General features: G+C 69.1%; 19 protein-coding genes and 2 pseudogenes. 18 read left to right on the forward strand and 3 right to left on the reverse strand.

The window, feature by feature from the left end; all coding sequences use genetic code 11:
* Positions 1–160 precede the first annotated feature (160 nt).
* Positions 161–634, reverse strand: coding sequence for a GNAT family N-acetyltransferase (locus ACEYYH_RS00930; protein ID WP_374976434.1), 474 nt, complete (start codon positions 632–634; stop codon positions 161–163).
* A gap of 146 nt (positions 635–780) precedes the next feature.
* On the opposite strand from ACEYYH_RS00930, the pseudogene ACEYYH_RS00935 reads away from it, so the two are divergent.
* The 18 genes and pseudogenes from ACEYYH_RS00935 to ACEYYH_RS01020 all read left to right on the forward strand — a co-directional run bounded on the left by ACEYYH_RS00935 (position 781) and on the right by ACEYYH_RS01020 (position 19,029).
* Positions 781–1,387: pseudogene (locus ACEYYH_RS00935) on the forward strand (recombinase family protein).
* A gap of 170 nt (positions 1,388–1,557) precedes the next feature.
* Complete coding sequence (locus ACEYYH_RS00940) at positions 1,558–2,397, forward strand: CPBP family intramembrane glutamic endopeptidase (protein ID WP_374976435.1); 840 nt, start codon at positions 1,558–1,560, stop codon at positions 2,395–2,397.
* 66 nt (positions 2,398–2,463) lie between these two features.
* On the forward strand, positions 2,464–3,267 hold the full coding sequence (locus tag ACEYYH_RS00945) for a lysostaphin resistance A-like protein (protein WP_374976436.1): 804 nt from the start codon (positions 2,464–2,466) through the stop codon (positions 3,265–3,267).
* Between the two features lie 206 nt (positions 3,268–3,473).
* The gene (locus ACEYYH_RS00950) at positions 3,474–3,599 is read left to right on the forward strand and encodes a hypothetical protein (protein ID WP_374976437.1); all 126 of its coding nucleotides are present in this window, start codon (positions 3,474–3,476) and stop codon (positions 3,597–3,599) included.
* 225 nt (positions 3,600–3,824) lie between these two features.
* The gene (locus tag ACEYYH_RS00955; RefSeq protein ID WP_374976438.1) at positions 3,825–4,028 is read left to right on the forward strand and encodes a DUF2510 domain-containing protein; all 204 of its coding nucleotides are present in this window, start codon (positions 3,825–3,827) and stop codon (positions 4,026–4,028) included.
* Positions 4,029–4,110: 82 nt separating this feature from the next.
* The gene (locus tag ACEYYH_RS00960) at positions 4,111–4,782 is read left to right on the forward strand and encodes a GntR family transcriptional regulator (protein ID WP_374976439.1); all 672 of its coding nucleotides are present in this window, start codon (positions 4,111–4,113) and stop codon (positions 4,780–4,782) included.
* A gap of 118 nt (positions 4,783–4,900) precedes the next feature.
* Positions 4,901–6,193: an amidohydrolase gene (locus tag ACEYYH_RS00965; RefSeq protein WP_374976440.1), complete on the forward strand. Its 1,293-nt coding sequence runs from the start codon at positions 4,901–4,903 to the stop codon at positions 6,191–6,193.
* Between the two features lie 46 nt (positions 6,194–6,239).
* On the forward strand, positions 6,240–7,808 hold the full coding sequence (locus ACEYYH_RS00970; RefSeq protein WP_374976441.1) for an ABC transporter substrate-binding protein: 1,569 nt from the start codon (positions 6,240–6,242) through the stop codon (positions 7,806–7,808).
* 70 nt (positions 7,809–7,878) lie between these two features.
* The gene (locus ACEYYH_RS00975; protein ID WP_374976442.1) at positions 7,879–8,904 is read left to right on the forward strand and encodes an ABC transporter permease; all 1,026 of its coding nucleotides are present in this window, start codon (positions 7,879–7,881) and stop codon (positions 8,902–8,904) included.
* The gene (locus ACEYYH_RS00980) at positions 8,901–9,863 is read left to right on the forward strand and encodes an ABC transporter permease (RefSeq protein ID WP_374976443.1); all 963 of its coding nucleotides are present in this window, start codon (positions 8,901–8,903) and stop codon (positions 9,861–9,863) included. The genes ACEYYH_RS00975 and ACEYYH_RS00980 overlap by 4 nt, the downstream gene beginning before the upstream one ends.
* A complete protein-coding gene (locus ACEYYH_RS00985; RefSeq protein WP_374976444.1) occupies positions 9,860–10,753 on the forward strand; it encodes an ABC transporter ATP-binding protein in 894 nt (297 codons plus the stop codon). Before ACEYYH_RS00980 ends, ACEYYH_RS00985 begins: the two co-directional genes overlap by 4 nt.
* Entirely contained in the window at positions 10,750–11,619 is an 870-nt protein-coding gene (locus tag ACEYYH_RS00990; RefSeq protein ID WP_374976445.1) for an ATP-binding cassette domain-containing protein, read from the forward strand. Before ACEYYH_RS00985 ends, ACEYYH_RS00990 begins: the two co-directional genes overlap by 4 nt.
* Entirely contained in the window at positions 11,616–12,683 is a 1,068-nt protein-coding gene (locus ACEYYH_RS00995) for a sugar phosphate isomerase/epimerase family protein (protein ID WP_374976446.1), read from the forward strand. The genes ACEYYH_RS00990 and ACEYYH_RS00995 overlap by 4 nt, the downstream gene beginning before the upstream one ends.
* Before the next feature lie 15 nt (positions 12,684–12,698).
* Entirely contained in the window at positions 12,699–14,144 is a 1,446-nt protein-coding gene (locus ACEYYH_RS01000; protein WP_374976447.1) for an FAD-binding oxidoreductase, read from the forward strand.
* Complete coding sequence (locus ACEYYH_RS01005) at positions 14,141–15,199, forward strand: sugar phosphate isomerase/epimerase family protein (protein WP_374976448.1); 1,059 nt, start codon at positions 14,141–14,143, stop codon at positions 15,197–15,199. The genes ACEYYH_RS01000 and ACEYYH_RS01005 overlap by 4 nt, the downstream gene beginning before the upstream one ends.
* 25 nt (positions 15,200–15,224) lie before the next feature.
* Positions 15,225–16,490: a M24 family metallopeptidase gene (locus ACEYYH_RS01010; protein WP_374976449.1), complete on the forward strand. Its 1,266-nt coding sequence runs from the start codon at positions 15,225–15,227 to the stop codon at positions 16,488–16,490.
* Positions 16,487–17,737, forward strand: coding sequence for an amidase (locus tag ACEYYH_RS01015; RefSeq protein WP_374976450.1), 1,251 nt, complete (start codon positions 16,487–16,489; stop codon positions 17,735–17,737). Before ACEYYH_RS01010 ends, ACEYYH_RS01015 begins: the two co-directional genes overlap by 4 nt.
* Complete coding sequence (locus ACEYYH_RS01020; protein ID WP_374976451.1) at positions 17,734–19,029, forward strand: amidohydrolase family protein; 1,296 nt, start codon at positions 17,734–17,736, stop codon at positions 19,027–19,029. The genes ACEYYH_RS01015 and ACEYYH_RS01020 overlap by 4 nt, the downstream gene beginning before the upstream one ends.
* 120 nt (positions 19,030–19,149) lie before the next feature.
* Here ACEYYH_RS01020 and ACEYYH_RS01025 read toward each other — a convergent pair whose 3' ends face one another.
* Positions 19,150–20,466: a protein kinase gene (locus ACEYYH_RS01025; protein WP_374976452.1), complete on the reverse strand. Its 1,317-nt coding sequence runs from the start codon at positions 20,464–20,466 to the stop codon at positions 19,150–19,152.
* Between the two features lie 1,020 nt (positions 20,467–21,486).
* A pseudogene (locus tag ACEYYH_RS01030) lies at positions 21,487–21,699 on the reverse strand (DUF1214 domain-containing protein); the annotation flags it as partial.
* Between the last annotated feature and the right edge of the window lie 16 nt (positions 21,700–21,715).

The following is a 21,715-nucleotide window of genomic DNA, read 5'->3' on the forward strand; positions in this document are numbered from 1 at the left end:
CAGGGACAGCGACCCCAAAGGTTGACGACCAAGGGGCAGGTTCGTCGCCTATGCACCGGTGGGCGCCGTCACCGACCTCGACGCTGTCGTCTGCCCGCGCGCCCCGCATTCGCGCATGGCACGCTGGCGGATGGTGCGTGCGACGGCGAGGAGGCGGAAGTCAGAGTTCGAGGGCGTAGTAGAAGGCGCGCTCGCCCGTGTCTGGATCCTTGCCGCTGAACCCGTGGCGTTCGTAGAAGCGCTGGGCGTCGACGTCTGCCTGGTCGACGTTGATCTCGATGGCTGAGACACCGATTTTGATCGCGTCCATCAGGACCCGGTGGATAATCGCGGATCCGAGGCCGTGACCGCGGTGTGGCGGAGCGACGTAGAGCTCATCGAGGAGTGCGACAGGTCCGTCGTACCAGACGTTGGTTCGTAATGTGAGGAGAGCGACGCCGACTGCCGGGTCACGGATCAAGTACGCGATGGTGCTCGGTCCGGCGAGCATCGACGTGAGCCGTCGCGCGAGAGTGACAGCACCGGGTGTTTCGGTATCGAACTCCGTGTTGAAGTCGTGCAGCAGGCGGGCTACTTCCCCGGCTGCCTCGGGTCCGGCCCTATACGCACGGTCCGCAGCATCGAGCTCCGACATGGCGCGATGCTACCGTCCCGACCACAACGCGCCGCAACCGGCTCATGATGACCGCTCGCGGTGAGCAGTGGGTCAAGGACTTATCAGACCGCACGCAGAGGGATCCCGACCACGGATCCCTGCGATCTCAGAGGGATGCTGAGCGGATGCATGGAATACAGATTGGATACGCCCGGGTCTCGACCACCGATCAGGACCTCACGTCCCAGCGCAATGCATTGTTGCGGATGGAGTTCGCGATGCGAACCTCTCCGTCGATCACGGTTTAACCGGCACGAACCGCGCCAGGCCCGGTTTTCGCGAGGCGCTGGCCGCGGTTCGCGAAGGCGACACCCTGGTGGTTAGGAAGCTCGACCGGTTGGCCCGGTCGTTGCGCGACGCTCGCGAGATCGTCGACGCGCTGACCGCGAAAGGGGTTGCTCTCAGCCTCGGCGGGAGCAGGTACGACCCGACCGATCCCGTAGGCCGGCTCTTGTTCAATGTGCTCGCCATGGTGGCGGAGTTCGAGCGCGATCTGATCAGCATGCGCACCAGGGAAGGGATGGCGGTCGCGCGGGCGAAGAGGAGGTTGAAGGGCAAGCAACCAAACTGTCGATCACGCAGCGAAAGCTGCTGTTCGAGGTCCAGGATCGCGGCGAGTACACACAGACTGAGATTGCCGAGCTGTTCAGCGTCTCCCGGGCGACGGTCTATCGGGAATTCCGGAGGCGCCGCACGGCATTCCTCGCCGCCTGTGAAGCGAACATCTTCTGAACCGATGCTTGCCTCCTTTCGTCTCGCCCGATCCACCCGCCGTGGTGGGTGGGTCGGCGTGTCACGCACGCCCGTGTGTTGACCCAGAGAGGTGAGCTCGTCTGCCAGGATCGGATGACACACGCAGCCGACCGGTCTCGCGAGGGTCCCGATAACTCGATGGAGAGCTGATGGCTGATCGGTCGACGGGATGGAAGGGCTTTTGGAATCGTGGGGGCTTCTGGCGGGCGCTCCTGCTATCCGTGCTGTATCTCGGCGTCTACCTTCTGATCGGCTTCTTGCTCGGACTGATGGCGCCTGAGGGCGGTGACCTGCGGGGCGAGAAGGGCAGCGCGGCCGATGTGTTCTTCGCGACAGCCCTACCGATCATCCTCACGAGCGCCCTTCTCATCGCGTTCGCGGCATCTGTCGGATGGCTGAGGGAGCTGTTCGCCCGGCAGTCGCTGGGTGGCCGGGGATGGATGTGGATCGCGCTGATCGTCGTGCTGGCGATCAACGTCGCCGCGCTGTTCAGCATCGACTACGCCGAGGCTGGCCTGGTCCTCGTCTTCACGTGGCTGCTGGCGGGTTTGTTCGTCGGGTTCGTGGAAGAGCTCGTCACCCGCGGCTTCGTGGTCAACATGATGCGAAAGGCCGGCCACGGTGAGATCGCGGTCGCGCTGGCCTCCGCGGGCATCTTCGCCGCGCTCCACCTGGTCAACGCCTTCACCACCAGCCAGGGAATCGTCGTAACGCTCGAACAGGTCGTCTACACGTTCGCGTTCGGCATCTGCATGTACCTGATCCTGCGCGTCACCCGCACCCTGATCGCACCGATGCTCGTCCACGCCAGCACCGACCCGGTCCTGTTCCTACACGGCAGCTACCCGTCGACCAGCATCCTGGGCCTGCTGCCCACGCTCAGCACCTACCTCGTCGTCGCGACCGGGATCATCCTGATGATCGTGCTGATCGTCAGCGAACGACGCCGGACCGCCCAGCACAATCTCGCTGGCGCAGCGAGCTCCTGACGTCGGTCATCTCGACTGCGAACGCAGCCCATGACGACATCGCCTCCGACGACCGAAACCCGCAGGGTGCGTCCTCGCATCTGGATCGGCCTCGTCGCCGTGCTGATCTACATCGGGTTCGCCGCGGGCTTGGGCAACGTGGTGGGCGGGTTGGCCGGCGACGACGCGACCGCGGAGTTCGCGCTCTCGCACCTCATCCCGCTCCCGATCGCGATCGCCGCCGCCCTGGCGTTCGTCCGCTGGGCCGGGTGGTGGCAGCCGGTGTGGCGAGAGACGCCGACCGTGCAGCTCACCCCGCGGCGGTGGTGGCTGGTCAGCATCCCGGTGCTCGCGGTGCTCGTCCCGCTCGGCCAGGCGGTCACGATCCCCTGGGGTGACCGAGCCATCTCGTTCATCCTCATCGTCGCCATCGGGACGCTGCTGGTCGGCCTCGGCGAGGAACTCGTGTTCCGCGGCATCCTTCTCGTCACCGTCCGGGAACGACACGGCGAGCTCGTCACCCTGCTCGTCACCGCGGTCGTGTTCGCCCTGGCCCACGTGTTCGGAAGCGTCTGGTACGGTCTGCCCCCTGCGGCGATCGCCTTCCAGGTCGCCGTGCTGGCGATGATCGGGGTCGGCTACTACTGGGTGCGACGAGTCACCGGCCGGCTCTGGGCAGCGGTACTGCTGCACGCATTCACCGACTTCGTGCTGTACGTCGGCTCCGAAGCAGGCAACCCCGCCGCGGCGATGGCCACCACCTCCGACGCCACCAATCCCGTCAGCGTCACCGCCCAGATCCTGCTCGCCATCGCCATCACCGCCAGCGTCATCAGCGTCATTCGCGAAGACATCCGCACCCGCCGCCACGCGACGAACCCGGCGCCTTAGCCGCATCTCCCACTGCGCCCCAGCGCCCCTGCGTGCACGCTCGACGTCCCTGATCGCGCCGATGCCGATTACGGATCCCAAGGATCCCAACCGCGTCTGTCGTTCCGTTGTTGATCGCCGCGCGACCGGGCCGCCGCCTTCTTTACGTACCCTCTGATCATGAGCGGGACTGGATTCACCCTCAACCCGGCCGCGAAACAGAACGGGTGCTCGATCTCAACGGTGAAATCGCGATGATCGCGGTAGGTCAGTTCAAGGAGGTCGACCCGGCACTCACCGCCGAAGCACGCGCCGTGTTCGACTCGATCGACTTCGAGACACCCGCCCGGTAGACCACCGCGGGCTCTGCCCGCCAATTCTGCGGCACGTCGACCGGCACGGCTATCGAGGAGCAACATGCCCGATGCCCGCTGAGCATCCCGCCCTCGTGCACCGCACGTGAGGGGATACCCGAACTCACTCGACGCGGACCTGGCTGAAACCTGAGCCAAAGTCGCGGGTCGGGTGAGGACCCTCTCATGAAGTCTCGCTAGCTCGCTATTGCCCGGCTAGCACTCGTGTACTGGAGCCACGGCGTCGGACGTGGCTCTTTCCGTGGACGGAACACCTTGACCGATTCGACCCCCACATCCGCACCCGCCGGATGGTTCCCCGCAGGCGTTGAGGGCCAGGAGTGCTACTGGGACGGCACCTCGTGGACCGACCAGGTTCGTCCTCTCGGGGGCATCGCCAGCGCGGTAGGGATCGGGTCGCGAGTTTGACCGTCGAGCACTCGAAACAAAGTGGGTGGTCGCCGTTGGCATACTGTAGGCAATCTTCGTTCACTGCCGTGAAAGGTGTCTTATGACGTCGGACATTCCGCTGGGTCTCGCCGACCAGCCCCTGTCGGCAAAGATCTACGAGCTTCTGCGCGAACGGATCATCGAGGGCGTGCTGCGGCCGGGGGAGCGAATCCGAGAACGCGAGCTCGCTGCGGAACTGAATGTGTCCCGCATCCCCATCCGGGAGGCGATGCCGCGGCTGGAGGCGGAGGGCTTCATCAAGACTCTTCCGCGGCGGGGCGCAGTGGTTACGGAGATGACACTCAACGATGTCGAGGAGTTGTTCGCGGTGCGTTCGAGCCTCGAAGTGCTGGGCGCGAAACTGGCCGCGCAGGCATGCGCCGCGGGGCGCTCGCCGGATGAGCTCTTCAGCCGCCTCGCCACCGCCGAAGCGTCGTTGGAGGGTGCGGACGATGCCGCAATCGCCGCGGCCAACTCCGCCCTGCACGAAGAAATCCTGAACCTGTCGTCGAACTCTTTGCTCATCGGGCTCATGGGGCCGATCAATGGGCGGGTGCGGCGTCTCTTCCGGCTCGAGGCGGAGCGCGACCAGCGAGTCCTGTGCGCCGAGCACAAGAAGCTGTGCGACGCCATCGCGGACGGCAACGTGGAATGGGCGGGCGCCCTCGCCTACGCGCACGTGGAGCACAGCCGCGTCGACTCGCTGCGGATCATTCGCGAGCGTCTGGAGTGAGCCACTTCGCCGATCTGGTCTACCAGATCGGCGAAACATGCAATTTACGTAGCCGCTGATCCGGTGAAACACGTGGATGGAATCTTGTATACCAAGTTCCTCCCCCGAAGGGTCATCGGTGTACGAATCGCTCCTCCTCCTCGACGGCACACTGCAGGACGGCTCCCGAGTCGACCTGACGGTCGCCGACGGCCGCATCCGGTGCATCGCCCCGGCGGCGGGGACAGCCGATCCCGCTCGCATCGTCGTCGAGTCGGCCCGATTCGGGGATGCCGTGCGCACCGGAACCGTGGCACACGAGACCGCCATCGACCTCGGCGGGCGGCTCGTGCTGCCGGCTCTGGTCAACGGCCACGCCCACCTCGACAAGACGTTCGTCGGATCGGACTGGCAGCCGCACCGGCCGGGCGCGACAGTGGCGGAGCGCGTCAGTGCGGAGCGGGCGATCCGCGACGAGCTCGACGTGCCGGTGGCCGAGCGGGCCGATGCTCTCGCGGCAGCGATGATCGGCTTCGGCACCGGTACCGTGCGTACGCACGTCGACATCGACCCAGCCGTGGGACTCACGTCGCTGGATGCGGTCCTCGACCTCCGGGAGCGTCTGAGGGGCACCCTGCGTGTACAGGTCGTCGCGTTCCCACAGAGTGGCATCATCGCGTCCCCCGGGGTGAGCGCACTCCTCGAGGAAGCCCTCCGCGCAGGCGCCGATGCGATCGGCGGTCTCGATCCCGTCGGTTTCGACCAGGACGCCGAGGGCCATCTCGACACCGTCTTCGGCCTCGCGGCCCGCTACGGTGTCGGCGTCGACATCCACCTCCACGACCTGGGCGAGCCTGCGCAGCGCCAGTACGGCATGATCGCAGAGCGCACACGACGCCATGGCCTGTCGGGACGGGTCGTCGTGAGCCACGCGTACGGACTGGGATCGATCGGCGAGGACGAGGCCAGGCGCGCGGGTGCACAGTTCGCGTCCGCTGGCGTCGCCGTCATGACGAACGGCCCGGCGGGGCCGATGCCTCCGGTGCTGGCGCTGCGCGCCGAGGGCGCGACGGTGTTTTCGGGATCCGACAACATCCGTGACGCCTGGTGGCCGTACGGCGACGGCGACATGCTCGCCGTCGCCCGCCAGGTCGCCTATCAGTCCAACTTCCGCACCGACGACGAGCTCGGCGTCGCCCTCGATCTGGTCACGGCGTCTGCCGCTAGGGCGCTCGGCGTGCACGACTACGGCGTGCACGAAGGGGCAGTCGCCGATCTGCTCGTCATCGACAGTCCGTCCCCGGCCGCCGCTGTCGCCGCCCACCCCCCATCCCGGCTCGTGCTGCACGGCGGACGCATCGTCGCCGCCCAGCTCGCATCCGCACACGTGCTCGCGCCGATGACACTCGACGCGATGGCCACCCGGCCCTGATCCACCCCGTCCTGCAGCACCCGACCTTCCAGAACCCGGAGTGAACATGAGAACCACCAGGACCCGAGTCATCGGCGCCCTCGCGGCATCCCTTGCCGTGGGCGCGCTCGTCACCGCCTGCGCGGGCGGCTCGGCGGCGCCGTCGGCCTCGAGCGACCGAGACGACACCGTCATCATCGGCACCGGAGCGACGCCGCAGACGCTCGACCCGATCCTCGCCTCGGACGTGCAGACCGACTTCACCGTCGGCGGCGCCTACGACAAGCTCATCGACTACGACGACGACGGCGCGATCGTGCCGCTGGTCGCCACCGAGTGGACGTACAACGACGACGCGACCGCCGTCACCCTCACCCTTCGAGACGACGTGGTGTTCCACAGCGGTAATCCGCTCACGGCAGCCGACGTCGTGTACACGCTCGACCGCATCGCTTCCCTGGGAATCGGGGTGTCCTCGTTCCTCTCGTCGTATGCCTCGAGCACCGCGGTCGACGACACGACGGTGGAGATCGCGCTGAACGGCACCAACACGACCTTCGTTGGCGCGCTGAGCAAGGTGTACCTCCTCGACTCCGCGCTCGTCTCCGAGAACGAGGGCAGCGACCAAGGCCAGGCGTGGCTCGCCACCAACGATGCCGGCTCCGGGCCGTACGTCATCACCGACTACACCGCCAACCAGCAGGCCACGCTCGAGCGCTTCGAGGATTCGTGGCGCTTCGACGAGCATCGTCCCGACAGCCTCGTCTACCGCTACATCACCGAGAGCTCGACCCTGCGCGACGAGCTCAAGTCCGGCGGCGTGGACGTGGTGACCGGCCTTACCGGCACCGACCTCGACGCCCTCGCCTCGCAGGACGGCGTCTACCCGCAGGAGCTGTCGAGCATGCTCCAGCTGTTCGTCATGATGAACACGCAGGACGGCATTACGACCGACCCGAAGGTGCGTGAGGCGATCCAGCTCGCCTATGACTACGACGGGCACATCTCGTCGATCCTGAGCGGGCGCGGCCAGGTCGCCACAGGCCTCACGGCCCCGAGCGTGTCATGCCGCGTCGACACGGGTGCCGCGAAGCAGGACGTCGCGGCGGCGAAGGCGCTGATCGCCGATGCCGGTGCAGAGGGCCAGACGCTGACGCTCGCGTATCAGTCGCAGATTCCCGAGCACCAGAAGGCGGCGACCTTGCTGCAGTCGAACCTCAAGGACATCGGGATCACGCTGGAACTCAAGACGGTCACGTACCCGGAGTACGTGGCGATGATCGAGTCGCCTGAGACGACCCCCGACCTGGCGCTGCTGTGGGACTTCCCCTACTACCCGGAGATCGGTCCCATGCTCTACCGGGTCTACGACTCGCAGTTCATCGGCCAGACGAACTACGCGCAGTACTCCAACCCGGATGTCGACGCGCTGCTCGAGCAGGGGATCGCGACCGTCGACCCCGACGCCGCATGCGACCTCTTCACGCGGGCGCAGGAGCTGATCCTCGCCGACGACGTCAGCGTGAACATCTCCAACCCGACCACGACCGTCATGCTGCGCGACGGCATCGAGGGCCTCGAGTACGCGCCGACGTACCAGCTCTTCGACCCGAAGATGCTCGTCCTCGCCGACTGACCCAAGGTGGCTCCGTCCACGAGTGGACGGAGCCACCTTCCCCCGACCGACCCGAACCGAGGAGGCCCGCATGGCGAGGTACATCGCGAAGCGGCTGGGGCTCGCCCTGCTGAGCGTGTGGGGCATCATCACGATCGTCTTCTTCATGACGAAGCTCATCCCGGGCGACGCCGCGCGCGTCGCGGCGGGCCGTACCGCCACGGCCGAACAGGTCGAGCAGGCACGCCAGCGCCTGGGGCTGGACCTCCCGGTGATCGAGCAGTACTTCCTGTTCCTCGGCAAGGCGCTCCGCGGTGATCTCGGCCAGTCCGCGTCGACCCACCAGAGCGTGGTCGGCGACCTTGCGAACACCGTCCCCACCACTCTCCAGCTCGTGATCGTCACCATGTTCGTGACCATCGTCGTGGCTGTGCCGCTGGGTGCACTGTCGGCGGCCCTGCGCGACCGGGCGCCGGATGTCTCGGCGCGAATCCTCTTCGTCCTGGCCGGCGGTGTTCCCGTCTTCTGGCTCGCGATCCTCCTGCAGTGGGTGTTCGCGTCGAATCTCGGCTGGTTCCCGATCTCCGGAGCGAACTCGTTCGGGATGGCGCCGCCGGACGTCACCGGCTTCACCCTGGTCGACTCGCTCATCGCGGGCAGCCCGGCGATGTTCTTCGACTCCCTCGCCCACGTGATCCTGCCCGCGCTCGCCCTCAGCGCGCCGTTCATGTCGACGATCGCCCGCAACGTCCGTTCCAACCTGATCGGCGCACTCGACACCGACTACGTGTCGTTCGCGATCTCGAAGGGTGCGGGCCCCTACCGCGTCGTCGTCCATCACGGACTCCGCTCCACGATGGGATCGACGCTCACCCTGCTCGGCATGCAGTTCGGCTGGATGATGGGTGCCGCGCTGCTGGTCGAGAGCGTCTTCGCGCTCCCCGGCATCGGCACCTACCTGAATCAGGCGGTGCTCAACCAGGACACCTTCGCGGTGCTCGGGTGCGTCCTCGTCATCGGCATCGTCTTCACCGTCGCCAGCCTCGCCGTCGAGCTGCTGCAGATCTGGACCGATCCCCGGGTTCGCGAGTCCCACCTGACGGGAGCACAGGCATGACACTGACATCGACGCCGCCCGAAACGGAAGCGCCCGACCGCGACGCGGCCGCACCGGCATCGCGCGCGACCCGGGCCTCCGAGTGGCTCTCGCCCGCCGGCCTGGGTGGCGGCATCTCACGCGGGCTCCGCGGTCTGTTCGGGCACCGCGCGGCGGCGCTCGATCGCGTGGCCGTCGTCGTGTCGATCCTCCTCGTGGTGATCGCCGTGGTCGGACCGTTCATCGCCCCGTACGACCCGTACCTCGCCAACCCGGCCGACGCGCTGCTGCCGCCGAGCGCCGCGCACTGGATGGGCACCGACGACGCCGGCCGGGATGTCCTTTCGCGGCTCTTGGCGGGGGCCGCCACGACTCTGCTCGCGGCGGTCGCGGTCGTCGTCATCTCGACCGTGATCGGAGTCCTCATAGCCTGCGCTGCGGTGCTCTCGCCGCGCGGCGTGGACGCCACGATCATGCGCATCTGCGACATCTTCATGGCGCTGCCCGCGATGGTGCTGGCGCTCGGGATCGCAGCGGCGCTCGGTCCCTCGCTCGGCTCCGTGGTGCTGGCCATGGTCATCGCCATGTGGCCGGGCACGACGCGTCTGGTCCGCGGAATCCTCCGCGTCACGATGAATGCCGCCTACGTCGAGTCGGCCCGCGTGAACGGCATCAGCCGGTTCTGGACGCTCGTCCGCCACGTGCTGCCGAACTCGCTCGACTCCGTCTACGTGCAGGCGAGCATGGAGATCTCGGGCGCCGTCGTGCTCATGGCGGGCCTCGCGTATCTCGGCGTCGGCGCCCCTCCCCCCAGTGCGGACTGGGGCGCGATGGTCGCCCAGGGACGCGAGTACATCACCACCGCATGGTGGGTGGCGACGTTCCCCGGCCTGGCCATCACCGTCGCGGCGATCGCCTTCGGACTGCTCGGCGACGCCATCCGCGTCCGGCTGGACCCGAGCCTTCGGAGGAAGCGATGACCCTGCCTGTTCTCGAGATCACCGGCCTGACGGTGAGCGTCCCCGACTCGACGCGTACCGACGGCGGTCGCGGCGCCTTGACCCTGGTCGACGGCGTGAGCCTCACCCTCGAGCGGGGCGAGCGCGTGGCCCTCGTGGGCGAGTCGGGGTCGGGCAAGTCCATGACCGCGAAGGCCGTGATGCGACTCGACCCCACGGTGGACCTGGCGGGCTCGATCCGCGTCGCCGGTCACGAGGTGATCGGCGCACCCGAGCGCACCGTGCGGCGGCTGCGCGGCTCCGCGGTGTCGATGGTGTTCCAGGACCCGATGACCGCGCTCAACCCGGTGCTCACGATCGGCGATCAGGTGACCGAGCCGCTTCGTCTGCGGGGAGTGCCGCGGCGCGAGGCGCGGGCGCGAGCCATCGCGATGCTGGACCGCCTCGGTGTGCCCTCGGCCGCTTCCCGCATGGACGCGTACCCGTACGAGTTCTCGGGCGGCATGAGGCAACGCGTCGTGATGGCCGCGGCTCTCATCGGCGGCCCCGACGTCCTCATCGCCGATGAGCCGACGACCGCGCTGGACGTGCGCGTGCAGGAACAGGTTCTCGACCTGCTCGAGGAGCAGTCGCGCGAGCTGGGTCTCGCGGTACTTCTCATCACCCATGACCTCGCGATCGTCGCCGGCTTCGCGCATCGCGTCGCCGTCATGCGTCACGGGCGCATCGTCGAGGACCGCACGGTCGACGACCTCTACGCCGCGCCGCAGCATCCGTATACCCGCGGACTGCTCGCCTCGATCCCGAGCGTCGACGACGACCCGACGGCTCGTCTTCGGACGGTGGACGACGTGATGACGGAGGATGCTGCGCTCGCGGCGTCCGCGACCGCTCTGGAGGTGCGGCGATGACCAGCCCCGTTCTGCCGGTCGACGGCGTCGACCTGCGCGTCGAGAACCTGACCAAACGATTCGGGCGCGGCGCGCGCGAGTTCACCGCGGTGGATCGCGTGTCGTTCCACCTCGGCACCGGTGAGACCCTCGGCCTCGTCGGCGAGTCCGGCTCCGGCAAGTCGACCACCGTGCGTTGCCTGATGGGTCTCGAGCGGCCGCAGGCCGGCACCATCACCTACAACGGGCTCAATCTGCGCCGCATGACCTTCAAGGCCGAGCGCATCTTCCGTTCGCAGGTTCAGATGGTGTTCCAGGATCCGTACTCGAGCCTCGACCCCCGCATGACGATCGGGCAGATCGTGGCCGAACCGCTGCGGGTGCACACCGACCTGGACGCCGCGCAGCGTCGTGCCCGTGTGGGCCAGATCCTCGAGCGGGTGGGGCTCGAGCCCGCCCACATGAAGCGGTTCCCGCGCAGCTTTTCGGGCGGCCAGCGCCAGCGGATCGCCATCGCCCGCGCGCTGGTCGTGCGGCCGCGCGTGCTCGTGTGCGATGAGCCCGTCTCGGCGCTGGACGTGTCCGTCCAGGCGCAGGTGCTCAACCTGATCAAGGACATGCAGCAGGAGTTCGCGCTCTCGGTGCTCTTCATCGCGCACGACCTGGCGGTCGTCCGATACCTGTGCGATCGACTCGTGATTCTCGAGAAGGGGCGCGCGGTCGAGCAGGGCACGCGCGATCAGGTGTACGGCGATCCGCAGCATCCGTACACCCGATCACTGCTGGCGGCCGTCCCGCGGGCCGATCCCGCCGGCGAAAGGGAGCGCCGCCTGCGGCGCCGCGAATCCACCACCATCAGCCCATCGGAAGCGGAGGCCGCCGCATGACGCGAATCGGAACCGACATCAAGTTCATCGACGGGGTCACCCACTTCGGGGGACCGCTCGACACCCTCCGCGAAGTCGCCGCGCTCGGGCTCGAGGGCGTCAACGTGCGCACACTCGACGAGATCGCACCGACGCTGGACCGGGCATTCCTCACGGACTTCGCCCAGCTCGCAGCCGAGCTCGAGCTGTACGTGCAGATGGGCGTCGGCAAGGTCAACCCGTACATGACCGCTGAGCTGCCGCGCGTGCGCGCCCTCGGCGACGGCAGCTACCTCGCCGGCATGGCGCGGCTCCTCACCACGTGCGCCGAATTCGGCTGGACCGAGACGTGGACGGCGGTCGGCGGCTTCAAGCCGTACCCGGGCATCTTCTTCACCGACCGGTTCCGGACGGATGCTGCGTGGGAAGACCAGCTCGCCGCGATCGAGCGCTTCCTGCACCGCCTCGCACCCGTGCTCCGCGACACCGGCGTGCGCCTGAACCTCGAGACGCACGAGGAGATCACGACCTTCGAGCTGCTCCGGCTCATCGAGTCCGTGGGCGACGACGTGCTGGGCGTGTGCCTCGATCCTGCCAACCTCGCGGTCCGGGCCGAGGTGCCGCTGGAGGGGATCGCGCGGATCGCGCCGTACGTGCATACGACGCAGCTGCGGGATGCCGCGCTGTGGCGCACCGACGTCGGCCTGTCGCGCTTCATCGCGCCGTGCGGCGAAGGGGTGATCGACTGGCCGGCGGCGCTCGGCCTGGTGCTGGAACACCACCCCGCCCTGAATCTCACGATCGAGCCCATCGGGCGCGTCCGCGCCGAGATGGCCCTGCACACGTCGGACCCGACCTGGCAGGCGGGCCACCCCGATCTGACCGATGCGGCGCTCGGCGAGCTGTTCGCGCTCGCCGAGGCCTACGAGGCCCGCGCGGCGCGCGGCGAGGCCGAGACCCTCGCGCAGTTGCGCGCACTCCGGCCGGACGCGGAGTTGGTTTCGTTCCTGCTGGCATCCGCCGACCACCTGCGGGCGGTGCTCGCCGAGCTTCCGGTGGCCGTGGCCGTCGGCATCCCGAACTGACAGAAGGAGAACCTCATGACACTCACCCAGCCCGCCGAGACGGTCGTGCTCGACGAACTCGCCACGGCCGTCGCCTGCGACGTCGTGCTGCCCGGCTACGAGGGATACGACCTTCTCCGCCGCGTCTGGAACGCCGACATCGACCGTCACCCCGCTGCGATCGTCCGCGTCCGCACCGCGCAGGACGTGTCGGACGCGCTGCAGTGGTGCGTCAGCCGGGGATTGGCGGTGACCGTGCGGGGCGGCGGCCACAACCTCGCCGGCACAGCGGTGGCGGACGCCGCGGTGCTCATCGACACCGCGCTCCTGAACGACGTGGTGTTCGACGTCGAGGCCGGCACCGTCTCCGTGGGAGCCGGATGCCGGTGGGGCGACGTCGACCGGGCGGCCCAGCCGTACGATCTCGCGGTGCCCGCGGGGGTCGTCTCGCACACCGGAGTCGCGGGGCTCACGCTCGGCGGCGGCTTCGGCTACCTCGCCCGCCTCCACGGCGCGACGGTGGATCACGTGGTCGAGATCGAGGTGGTCGTCGCCGACGGCCGCGTCCTCACCGCGAATGCCGAGCAGAACCCCGAGCTGTTCTGGGCGCTGAAGGGCGCCGGGCACAACTACGGCATCGCGACGCGCTTCACCTACCGCACGGTGGCGCTCCCTGGACTCGCGACGGTGCGGCAGGCGCTGTACCCGGCTTCGGATCGCAAGGGCATCCTGCAGTTCTTCCGGCAGTGGGGTCCCGACGCGCCGGGCAACATCGGCACCTACATCCGCCTGCTGCGCGCGCCCGAGTACTGGACCCAGATCCCCGCGGAGCACCGCGGAGAGCCGATCATCTCGGTCGCCACCGTCTATTACGGAGACCCCGTCGACGAGCCCGCCGAGACGGCCGCCATGTTCGCGCACGGCACGGCGATCTACGAGAGCCTGCGCACGATGCACCACGCGACGCTGCAGCACGCCACCGACGATGAGTTCCGCTACGGCATCGCGCACTACTGGAAGCACCTGTTTCTGCAGGACCTCTCCGACGACGCCATCGACACCATCATCGAGCACAGCGACGCCTACACCGGCCGCGCCCTCAACTCGAGCGCCCACATCGCGCACCAGCTGATGTGCCCGTTCGAGATCCTCGCCGGCCGCCGCGAGCCGCGCGACGCGTCGAACGACTCGACCGCGGGCGTGGGATCGCCGTTCGCCGCGAACATCGGCGCCGACTGGGAGTACCCGGGCGAGAAAGCGCCGCTGGTCGCCTGGGCGAAGGCGTTCGATCAGGCGCTGGCACCGCACAAGGCGGGTACGTATATCAACTTCACGTCCGTCGCCGGCGACGAGTCCGTCGCGCGCGCCGTCTACGGCGACAAGTACGACCGTCTGGTCGCGGTGAAGACCGAGTACGACCCGGCCAACGTCTTCTCGCGCGGCCTCGTCGACCTCAGCGACAACGCCGGGGAGCTCGCATGACGCGCCGGGTCGGCACCGACACGAGCAAGTTCCCCGGTGCGGCGGAGCTGGGCGCGATCGGCACGCTGGAGAGGATCGCCGCGCTGGGACTGGACGGCGCGTTCTTCCGCAGCGCGTTCGAGCTGAGCCCCACGCTGGACGCGGGGGAGCTGTCGGCGGTGGCGGATGCTGCGGTCGACCTCGATCTCTACCTCGAGGTCGGCGTCGCGAAGGTGAACCCGTTCGCGACGCCGGAGGCGCCGCAGATCCGGGCCCTGGGCGAGGGGGACTACCTCCTCGGGATGGCGCGGATCATCCGCGCCGTGACGGCGGTGGGCATCAGCGAGCTGTGGACGGCCACGGCCAACTACCAGTTCCGCATCCGCGGGCTCTACGCGTGCGACCGCTTCCGCACCGATGTCGACTGGGCGGACCAGCTCGCGGCGACGGCCAAGGTGCTCGACCGTCTGGCGCCGCTGCTCCGCGAGACCGGGGCTCACCTCAACATCGAGACGCACGAAGAGATCAGCTCGTTCGAGGTGGTGCGGCTCGTGGAGGATGCGGGTCCGGACGCGTTCGGCATCACGTTCGACACCGCGAATGTCCTCGTCCGCGGGGAGGACCCCGTCGCGGCTGCGCGCCGGGTCGCCCCCTATACGCGCTCGACCCACGTGCGCGACGTCGCACTCCATCGCACCGATGACGGCATCGGCCGGTTCCTCGCCCCGGTCGGACGGGGCGTCATCGACTGGGCCGCCCTGCTGGGTGAGCTCGACCACGGTGGCGCCACCAGCAACCTGTCGATCGAGGGGGTGATCGGGATGAACGCCGAGATGCCGCTGTTCGTGGACGACCCACGGTGGTGGGCCGCCCACCCCGATCTCACGCGCGAGGAGTTCACCGTCGTCGAGGCGCTCACCGCCGACTACGAGCAGCGCGCCGCGGTGGGTGAGGTGCCCGCGCTCGCCGAGCTGCGCCGGCCGGTCGATTCCGGCCAGGCGTTGGCCTTCATCACCGACAGTGCGGCCGCGTTGCGCGCCGCACTCGCCGCCCGCGAGCCGGCGATCGCCGGCTGACCGAGTCACACCCCCGAGGAGAGAAATGACCCTGACCATCGTCCCCAATTCCATCGCTGTCGACAGCGACTACTTCCCGACCCTGAGCCTGGCTGAACGCGATCGCCGCTGGGCGAACGTGCGGGCGTTCCTGTCGGAGAACGGCCTGGACGCGCTCGTGGTGTTCGGGCAGGGCCGCAACGCCAACGACTCCTATCTCACGAACGAGGATGCCCACGCCACCGTCGTGTTCACACCGACCGACGAGCCGCTGTCGCTGCTCGGCGACGTGCCCATCAACCGCTACGACGGCGCCGGCGCCCGATACGAGCGCTGGACCGACAGCTGGCTGCACGGCAACCCCATTGCCAACCTCGCCGCGGTGCTCAAGGAGCGCTCGCTCGACGCCGCGACCATCGGGGTCGTCGGGCTGACCAGCCGTGCCGTCGGCCAGTGGAACGGCGTCATCCCGTTCCGCACCTGGAGCGCCGTGCTCACCGCCCTCCCGTCGGTGGTCTGGGTCGACGTCTCGGATGCCTTCGAGACGCTCACGCAGTTCAAGAGCGAGGAGGAGCAGGAGATGATCCGCAAGGCCGCCGCGCTCGGCGAGGCAGCCTGCGCGGCTTATGTCGACGCCGTTCGGGTGGGGGTGCGCGAGAGCGTACCGACGGCGGCCGCGGTCAACGCGATCATCGCGGGAGGCGGCTGGATCCGTGCCCCGTTCATCCTGGAGCGCGCGGGCTCGCACCGGTTCGGCTGGGGCCAGCCCGAGTGGTTCGGCATGGGAGGTGCTCCCTACGCACTCCAGAAGGGCGACAGCATCGCCTCCGAGATCTTCGCCTACTACGGCGGCTTCGAGTCGCAGCAGCAGATCGACGTCGTGCTCGGCGAGCCCGACAAGCTGCTGCGCGAGCTCGAGGACGTGTGTCTGGAGTCGTACCACGCGGGGCTCGCGGCGCTCCGCCCGGGGCTCCGGTTCGCCGAGCTCGCCGCGATCATGGACGAGCCGCTCAAGCGCTCCAAGACGTGGAACACCGGCCCGATGGTGCAGACGGTGTCGGGGGTGCTCTACAACTCCGCCACCCGGATCGACCCCAGCGTCGACCCCGCACTCTCGCACCTGCCGAAGCTGCCGTCGGGCGTCGGGCTGGACGGCGACTTCGAGATCGGCGAGGGCGTCGTGTTCGCGATCGAGCCCAACGCGCTGCGCGATGGCAAGCGCGTCTGCATCGGAGGCACCGTGATGCTCAGCAGCCGCGGCGTCGAGGAGCTCAACACGATCCCCAACCGCCTCGTGGTGGTGGACGCGTGAGTACCGTGAACCTTCCCTCTGCCGATGACGCCGCAGCAACCGGCGCCCTGCGGGTGGGCCCGGCGGTCCTGGCCGCAGGCGCCGCGACCGGTCCGCTGGCCGGAACCGTCACGGTCACGAAGGACCTCTTCGATGTCGCCGGCCAGCGCATCGCGGCCGGAAACCCCGACTGGCTCGAGGATGGCGAGCCGGCGGCTGCGAACGCGGTGGCCGTGCAGCGCTGGGTGGATGCCGGTGCCACCGTCGTCGGCATCTCCCACACCGACGAGCTGGCGTTCAGTCTTTCCGGCACGAACGTGCATTACGGCACTCCGCGCAATCCCCACGATCCCGAACGGATCCCGGGGGGTTCGTCGAGCGGATCCGTGGCGGCCGTCGCCGGCGGCCTCGTCGACTACGCCCTCGCCACCGACACCGGAGGATCGACCCGCGTGCCGGCGTCGTACAGCGGTGTCTTCGGCATCCGCACGACGCACGGCCGCGTGCCGATGGCGGGCGTGGTGCCGCTGGCGCCGCGCTTCGACACGGTCGGCGTGCTCGCGAGCTCGGGTGCGATGCTCGAGCGAGCGACGCGCGTGCTGCTCGACACCTCGGTGGCGGAGACGGATGCCTCCACCGCCGCGCCGGTGACGCACATCGTGCTCGCCGACGACGTGCTCGCCCTGGCCGACCCCGACACGGCCGACGCAATCGCGGCGGCGGTGCGGCGACTCGGGGAGGATCTGGACGTCGATGTCGCGACCACCGAGCTCGCCGGACCGGAGCTGCTCGGCGACTGGCGTGCGGCGTTCATGGCCCGGCAGATGCCCGAGATCTGGCAGACGCACGGCGCGTGGGTCACGCGGCGGAAGCCATCGTTCGGCCCCGGAGTCGCCACCCGCATGGAGGATGCGCGCAACGCGTCGCGCGACGGCATGCATCTCGCCGACGACGCACGTGTCGAGGTGCTCGCGCGCCTGGACGCCGCGCTCCCTCAAGGTGCCGTGCTCGCCTTCGCCGCAGCATCCGGTCCCGCCCCTCGCGTGGATCTCGATGCGGCGGCCAAGGGATCCCTCCGCGGCCGAACCATCGCGATGACCTGCATCGCAGGTCTCGGGGGGCTACCCGCCGTATCGCTGCCGCTGGCCGAGGTCGAGGGTCTGCCGGTGGGGGTCTGCCTGGTCGCGCGACCGGGGGAGGATGAACTGCTCCTCGCCGTGGCCCGCGCGGTCGACGCCCTCGTCGCGCGCGCCGAGTACGCGGCATGATCCGGATCGGCGATCTCGCCGCGGCCTCCGAGCACATCGTGCTCACGGATGCCGCGGCGCCGGGCATCAGCGGACGCGTCGACATCCGCATCGCCGGCAGCGTGATCGCCGACGTCTCGCCGGCCGGCGCCGCAGCGCCTCCGGCCGACGCGACGATCGTGCCCCTCGACGGGCGTGTCGTCGCTCCGGCCTTCGTCGAGCCGCACCTCCACCTCGACAAGGCGCTGCTGGGCACGCCGCTCGGCGGCGGCGACCTCGGCGCGGCGATCGCGTATACGGCCGAGCGCAAGCGGGGGTTCACCTCCGCCGACGTCCGGGCCCGCGCCGAGCGCGTCCTCGCGGCCGCGCTGCGGGCGGGGACGACCGCGATCCGCGCGCAGACCGAGGTCGATCCGACCGTGGGGCTGCTCAGCATCCAGGTGATGCGCGAGCTCGCCGAGCGTCATCGCTCGTGGCTGGATCTTCAGATCGCGGTGTTCCCGCAGGAGGGCATCCGCGCCCGTGCGGGAACGCTCCCGCTGATGCGTGAAGCACTGGCGCTGCCGGGGACGATCGTGGGCGGCTGCCCCTACACCGAGGCCGACGCGGTGGATGCTCGCGCACACGTAGACCAGGTGCTCGATCTCGCGGTCGAGTTCGGCACCTTCGCCGATCTGCATCTCGACCTCGCCGACGACACGAGTGACCAGCGGTTCGCGCTCGCCGGGTACGTCGCACGGGCCACGCGGGAGCGCGGTCTCGAGGACCGCGTCGCGATCGGGCACGTCACGACGCTGGCGGCGATGCATCCGAGCGAGCGCGGTCGGGTGCTCGACGAGCTCGCGCGCGCGGGCGTCTCGGTCGTCGTGCTTCCCGCGACCGACCTGTACCTGATGGGGAGGTCGGATGCCGCGAATGTGCGACGCGGCATCGCCCCGGTGTCGGACCTGTGGGCGCACGGCGTGCGCACCGCATTGTCGTCGAACAACCTTCGCAACGCCTTCACCCCGACGGGCCGCGCCGATCCGCTGGACATCGCGCTGCTGGCCGGCCGCGTGGGCTTCGCGTCGAGTCGCGAGGACTTCCTGCGGCTGCACCGGGCGGTGACGACGGATGCCGCTGCGGTCGTCGGCTCCGAGCGGGCTCGCGGGCTCGCCGCCGGGGCACCCGCCGACCTCGTCGTCTTCGACAGCACCGATCCCGACACGGTGGTCCTGGATCAGCCGACGCGGCTGCTCGTCCTCGCCGGCGGCCGTCCCGTCTACTCCGCGAGGCTGGAGGAGTCGTTCCACGAGGTGCCGCTGCCCGGGTAGTGCCGCGCGCTCGCCGATGTAGCGGAGGCGCGGACCGCCCCGGCAAACCGCGGCGAGGTGCGTCGCACCTGGATCCGTCCCACGCGCACGAAGTCCGACGTCGGGACTGCGGTGTGGGGATCAGTCGTCTTCGTTCTCCCCCTGCTCTTCCCTGAGCCCCTTCTCTTCCTCTTGCGCCTGCTTGCGCTGTTCCTGCTCTAGTCGCTTCTGCTCTTGATCAGCCTGCTTGCGCTCCTGCTCGGTCATCCCCGGGTCCTCGCCCGCGCCGCCGGTTCCGGTGTTCACCTCGGCGGGCGGGGCGTCGGAGGGGTCTGGGGCTGCCGGGGTCGTCACCACGGGCGCCGGGGTGGGTGGCTGATTGAGCGCCGCGATCCCGACGACGGCTCCGACGAGGACAGCACCTGTCGCGAGCACGCCCGCAATGATGGCCATCCGGCGATTGCGCCGAGCGCCTTGGCCGGCTGCCGTCGCGGCCGGCGGGAGTGCCGCGGCGTTAGGCCGGCCGGCCCCCGTGACGACGCCGACCGGAGCTATGAGGGTCGGCGCGGTGAACGGGACGGTGGCCCCCGTCATCGCGACAAGCGAGTCGGGGACGGGAGCACGCTGTGCGAGGTTGCCGGTCGCGGCCGCGACCTCTGCGGCGGTCGGTCGCTGCGAGGGCTCGGGGTGCAGCATCCGTGTCAGCAGATCGATCCAGGGCTGATCCAGGGAGGCGGGGATCTCGGGTTGCTTCTCAAGGCGGGCGACCGCGGCGGCCATGCCGCCGCCCTGCGGGTGCACCCGCTCGCCGGTGAGCGCCTCGAGGAAAACGAGACCCAGCGAGTAGATGTCGGCCGCGGGCGTGGGCGTGTCGCCGCGGAGCTGCTCGGGGGCCAGGTAGGCCATCGTTCCGATCACCAGCCCCGGCGTGGTGATCCGCGATGTGTCGAGCAAGTAGGCGATGCCGAAGTCGGCGAGCTTCGCGCGCGGGCGAGCGCCCGGGATCTGCGGCGGGCTCAGCAGCACGTTGGAGGGTTTGATGTCGCGGTGCACGACACCGGCCTTGTGGACGACGTGCAGAGCCTCGGCGAGCTCGGCCCCAAGGTTTCCGACGATGTGCGGCGGCAGCGGGCCGCCCGAGGCCAGTCGAGCAGCGAGAGTCGGGCCGTCGACGAACTCCATTGCGAGGTACTCGGGCTGACTGGGCACCAGGCGCGCATCGAACAGGGTCACGAGCGACGGGTGATTCAGCGAAGCGAGCACCGTCATCTCACTGCGCGCGCGCTCCGACGACGCGCCGTCGATGCCGGGCCGGATGAGTTTGATCGCCACCGTTCTGCCCAGCACAACGTCGTCCGCGCGGTAGACGCGCGCCATGCCGCCTTCACCCACGAGGTCGCCGAGCCGATAGCGCCCGTCGAGCAGTGGCGCCGTGTCGCCGACGTTCGCTTCTGCCATCGGTTCCTCCTTCGCCTCGACCGACCGCGACAGCCCCTACGACGGTAGCCGCTGCGTACACACCGCGCCGTCCCCTTGACGGTTCCGCGCAGCTGTGGGAGATGGCGACGGAGGAGACTCGTGAGCCGACAACAACCCCCTGAGAACCTTCGTCGCGTTTTCATGAGCGCCGGGCGCCGGAATCGACCGCGCTACGGTTCGCGGCTGCCGATCGGATCAGACCCCCGGTCACGGTCCCGCAGTCGTTCACCGCCCGCATGCGGGTGCCTCTCGAACGTACTCAGGCCCGCTCACGACGTCCCGCTTGCGAGCAGTGCGCGAATGGGGATCCGCGTTCATCGTCGTCGAGCGCCAAGCGGTCGTGCAGCTCTCCGGATGCCTCGCAGTGAGCGCCCACATACTCCCCGTATGTCGTCGCGACCCGCATTGGATGATGGCGGCGCCCACCCGACTGGCGACAGTGGCGCGAGATTCGCGCCATTCGGAGCTCTTCGCCGGCGCCGCATCTCTGAGACCCCTGCAACCTGCACCGCCCGCTAAGGGATGATCGATGGACGAGGCAGTTCTGCGACTATGGTCGACGACTCTTTCAGCTCCCCTGAGGGAGCCCGTGGGATAACGCCTGTCGGATCCTCCAGACAGGGAAGCCGCTGAGCTGCGCAATCAAGTCGACATCGAACCCGTGCTCGTAGTACGCCACCCGCACCGCCCGGATACGCGACGGATTGTCAGCGAACGCAAGAGTGAACTCGGTGGCGTAACGCTCCCAGACGCTGATCTCGTACCCCGGTGCCGTCACGGTTCTCTCACCTCATCCCGGGTCTGACTCTCAGGAGTGGTCGCGGTGCTGATGCGATGGTACGACATCGGTGTTAACGCCAGGAGACAGGCAGATTCCGGGGAAGCGCGCTACGCACCATCCCGCGCGAGGTCAGGTCCCGCGCGCTGGGGTCCCTCTCCCGGACGACGCCGGCATGAGGATCCGGATCGGGGTGTCCGTGTCCCCGTGGAGCGTGCCCGTCAGACGCTCGCGGGGCGGGTGACCTCGAAGGTCGGCATGGTGTACTCGCCGTCCTGCATCGCCGGACTCGGACCGTAGAGCCGGAGGACGAGGGACGAGTCCTTCTCGGGCAGCGGGAGGTAGTTCGGGTTGCCCCGGTTGGCTTCGTCGTCGGCGCCGAGTTCGATCGTGGAGTACCCGTCCGCGTCGGGGGTCGGTGTGCGGTCGCCGCGGGAGTGACGCCCTGGA

Source organism: Microbacterium trichothecenolyticum (assembly GCF_041938625.1).
GTDB classification, from domain to species: Bacteria; Actinomycetota; Actinomycetes; order Actinomycetales; family Microbacteriaceae; genus Microbacterium; species Microbacterium trichothecenolyticum_D.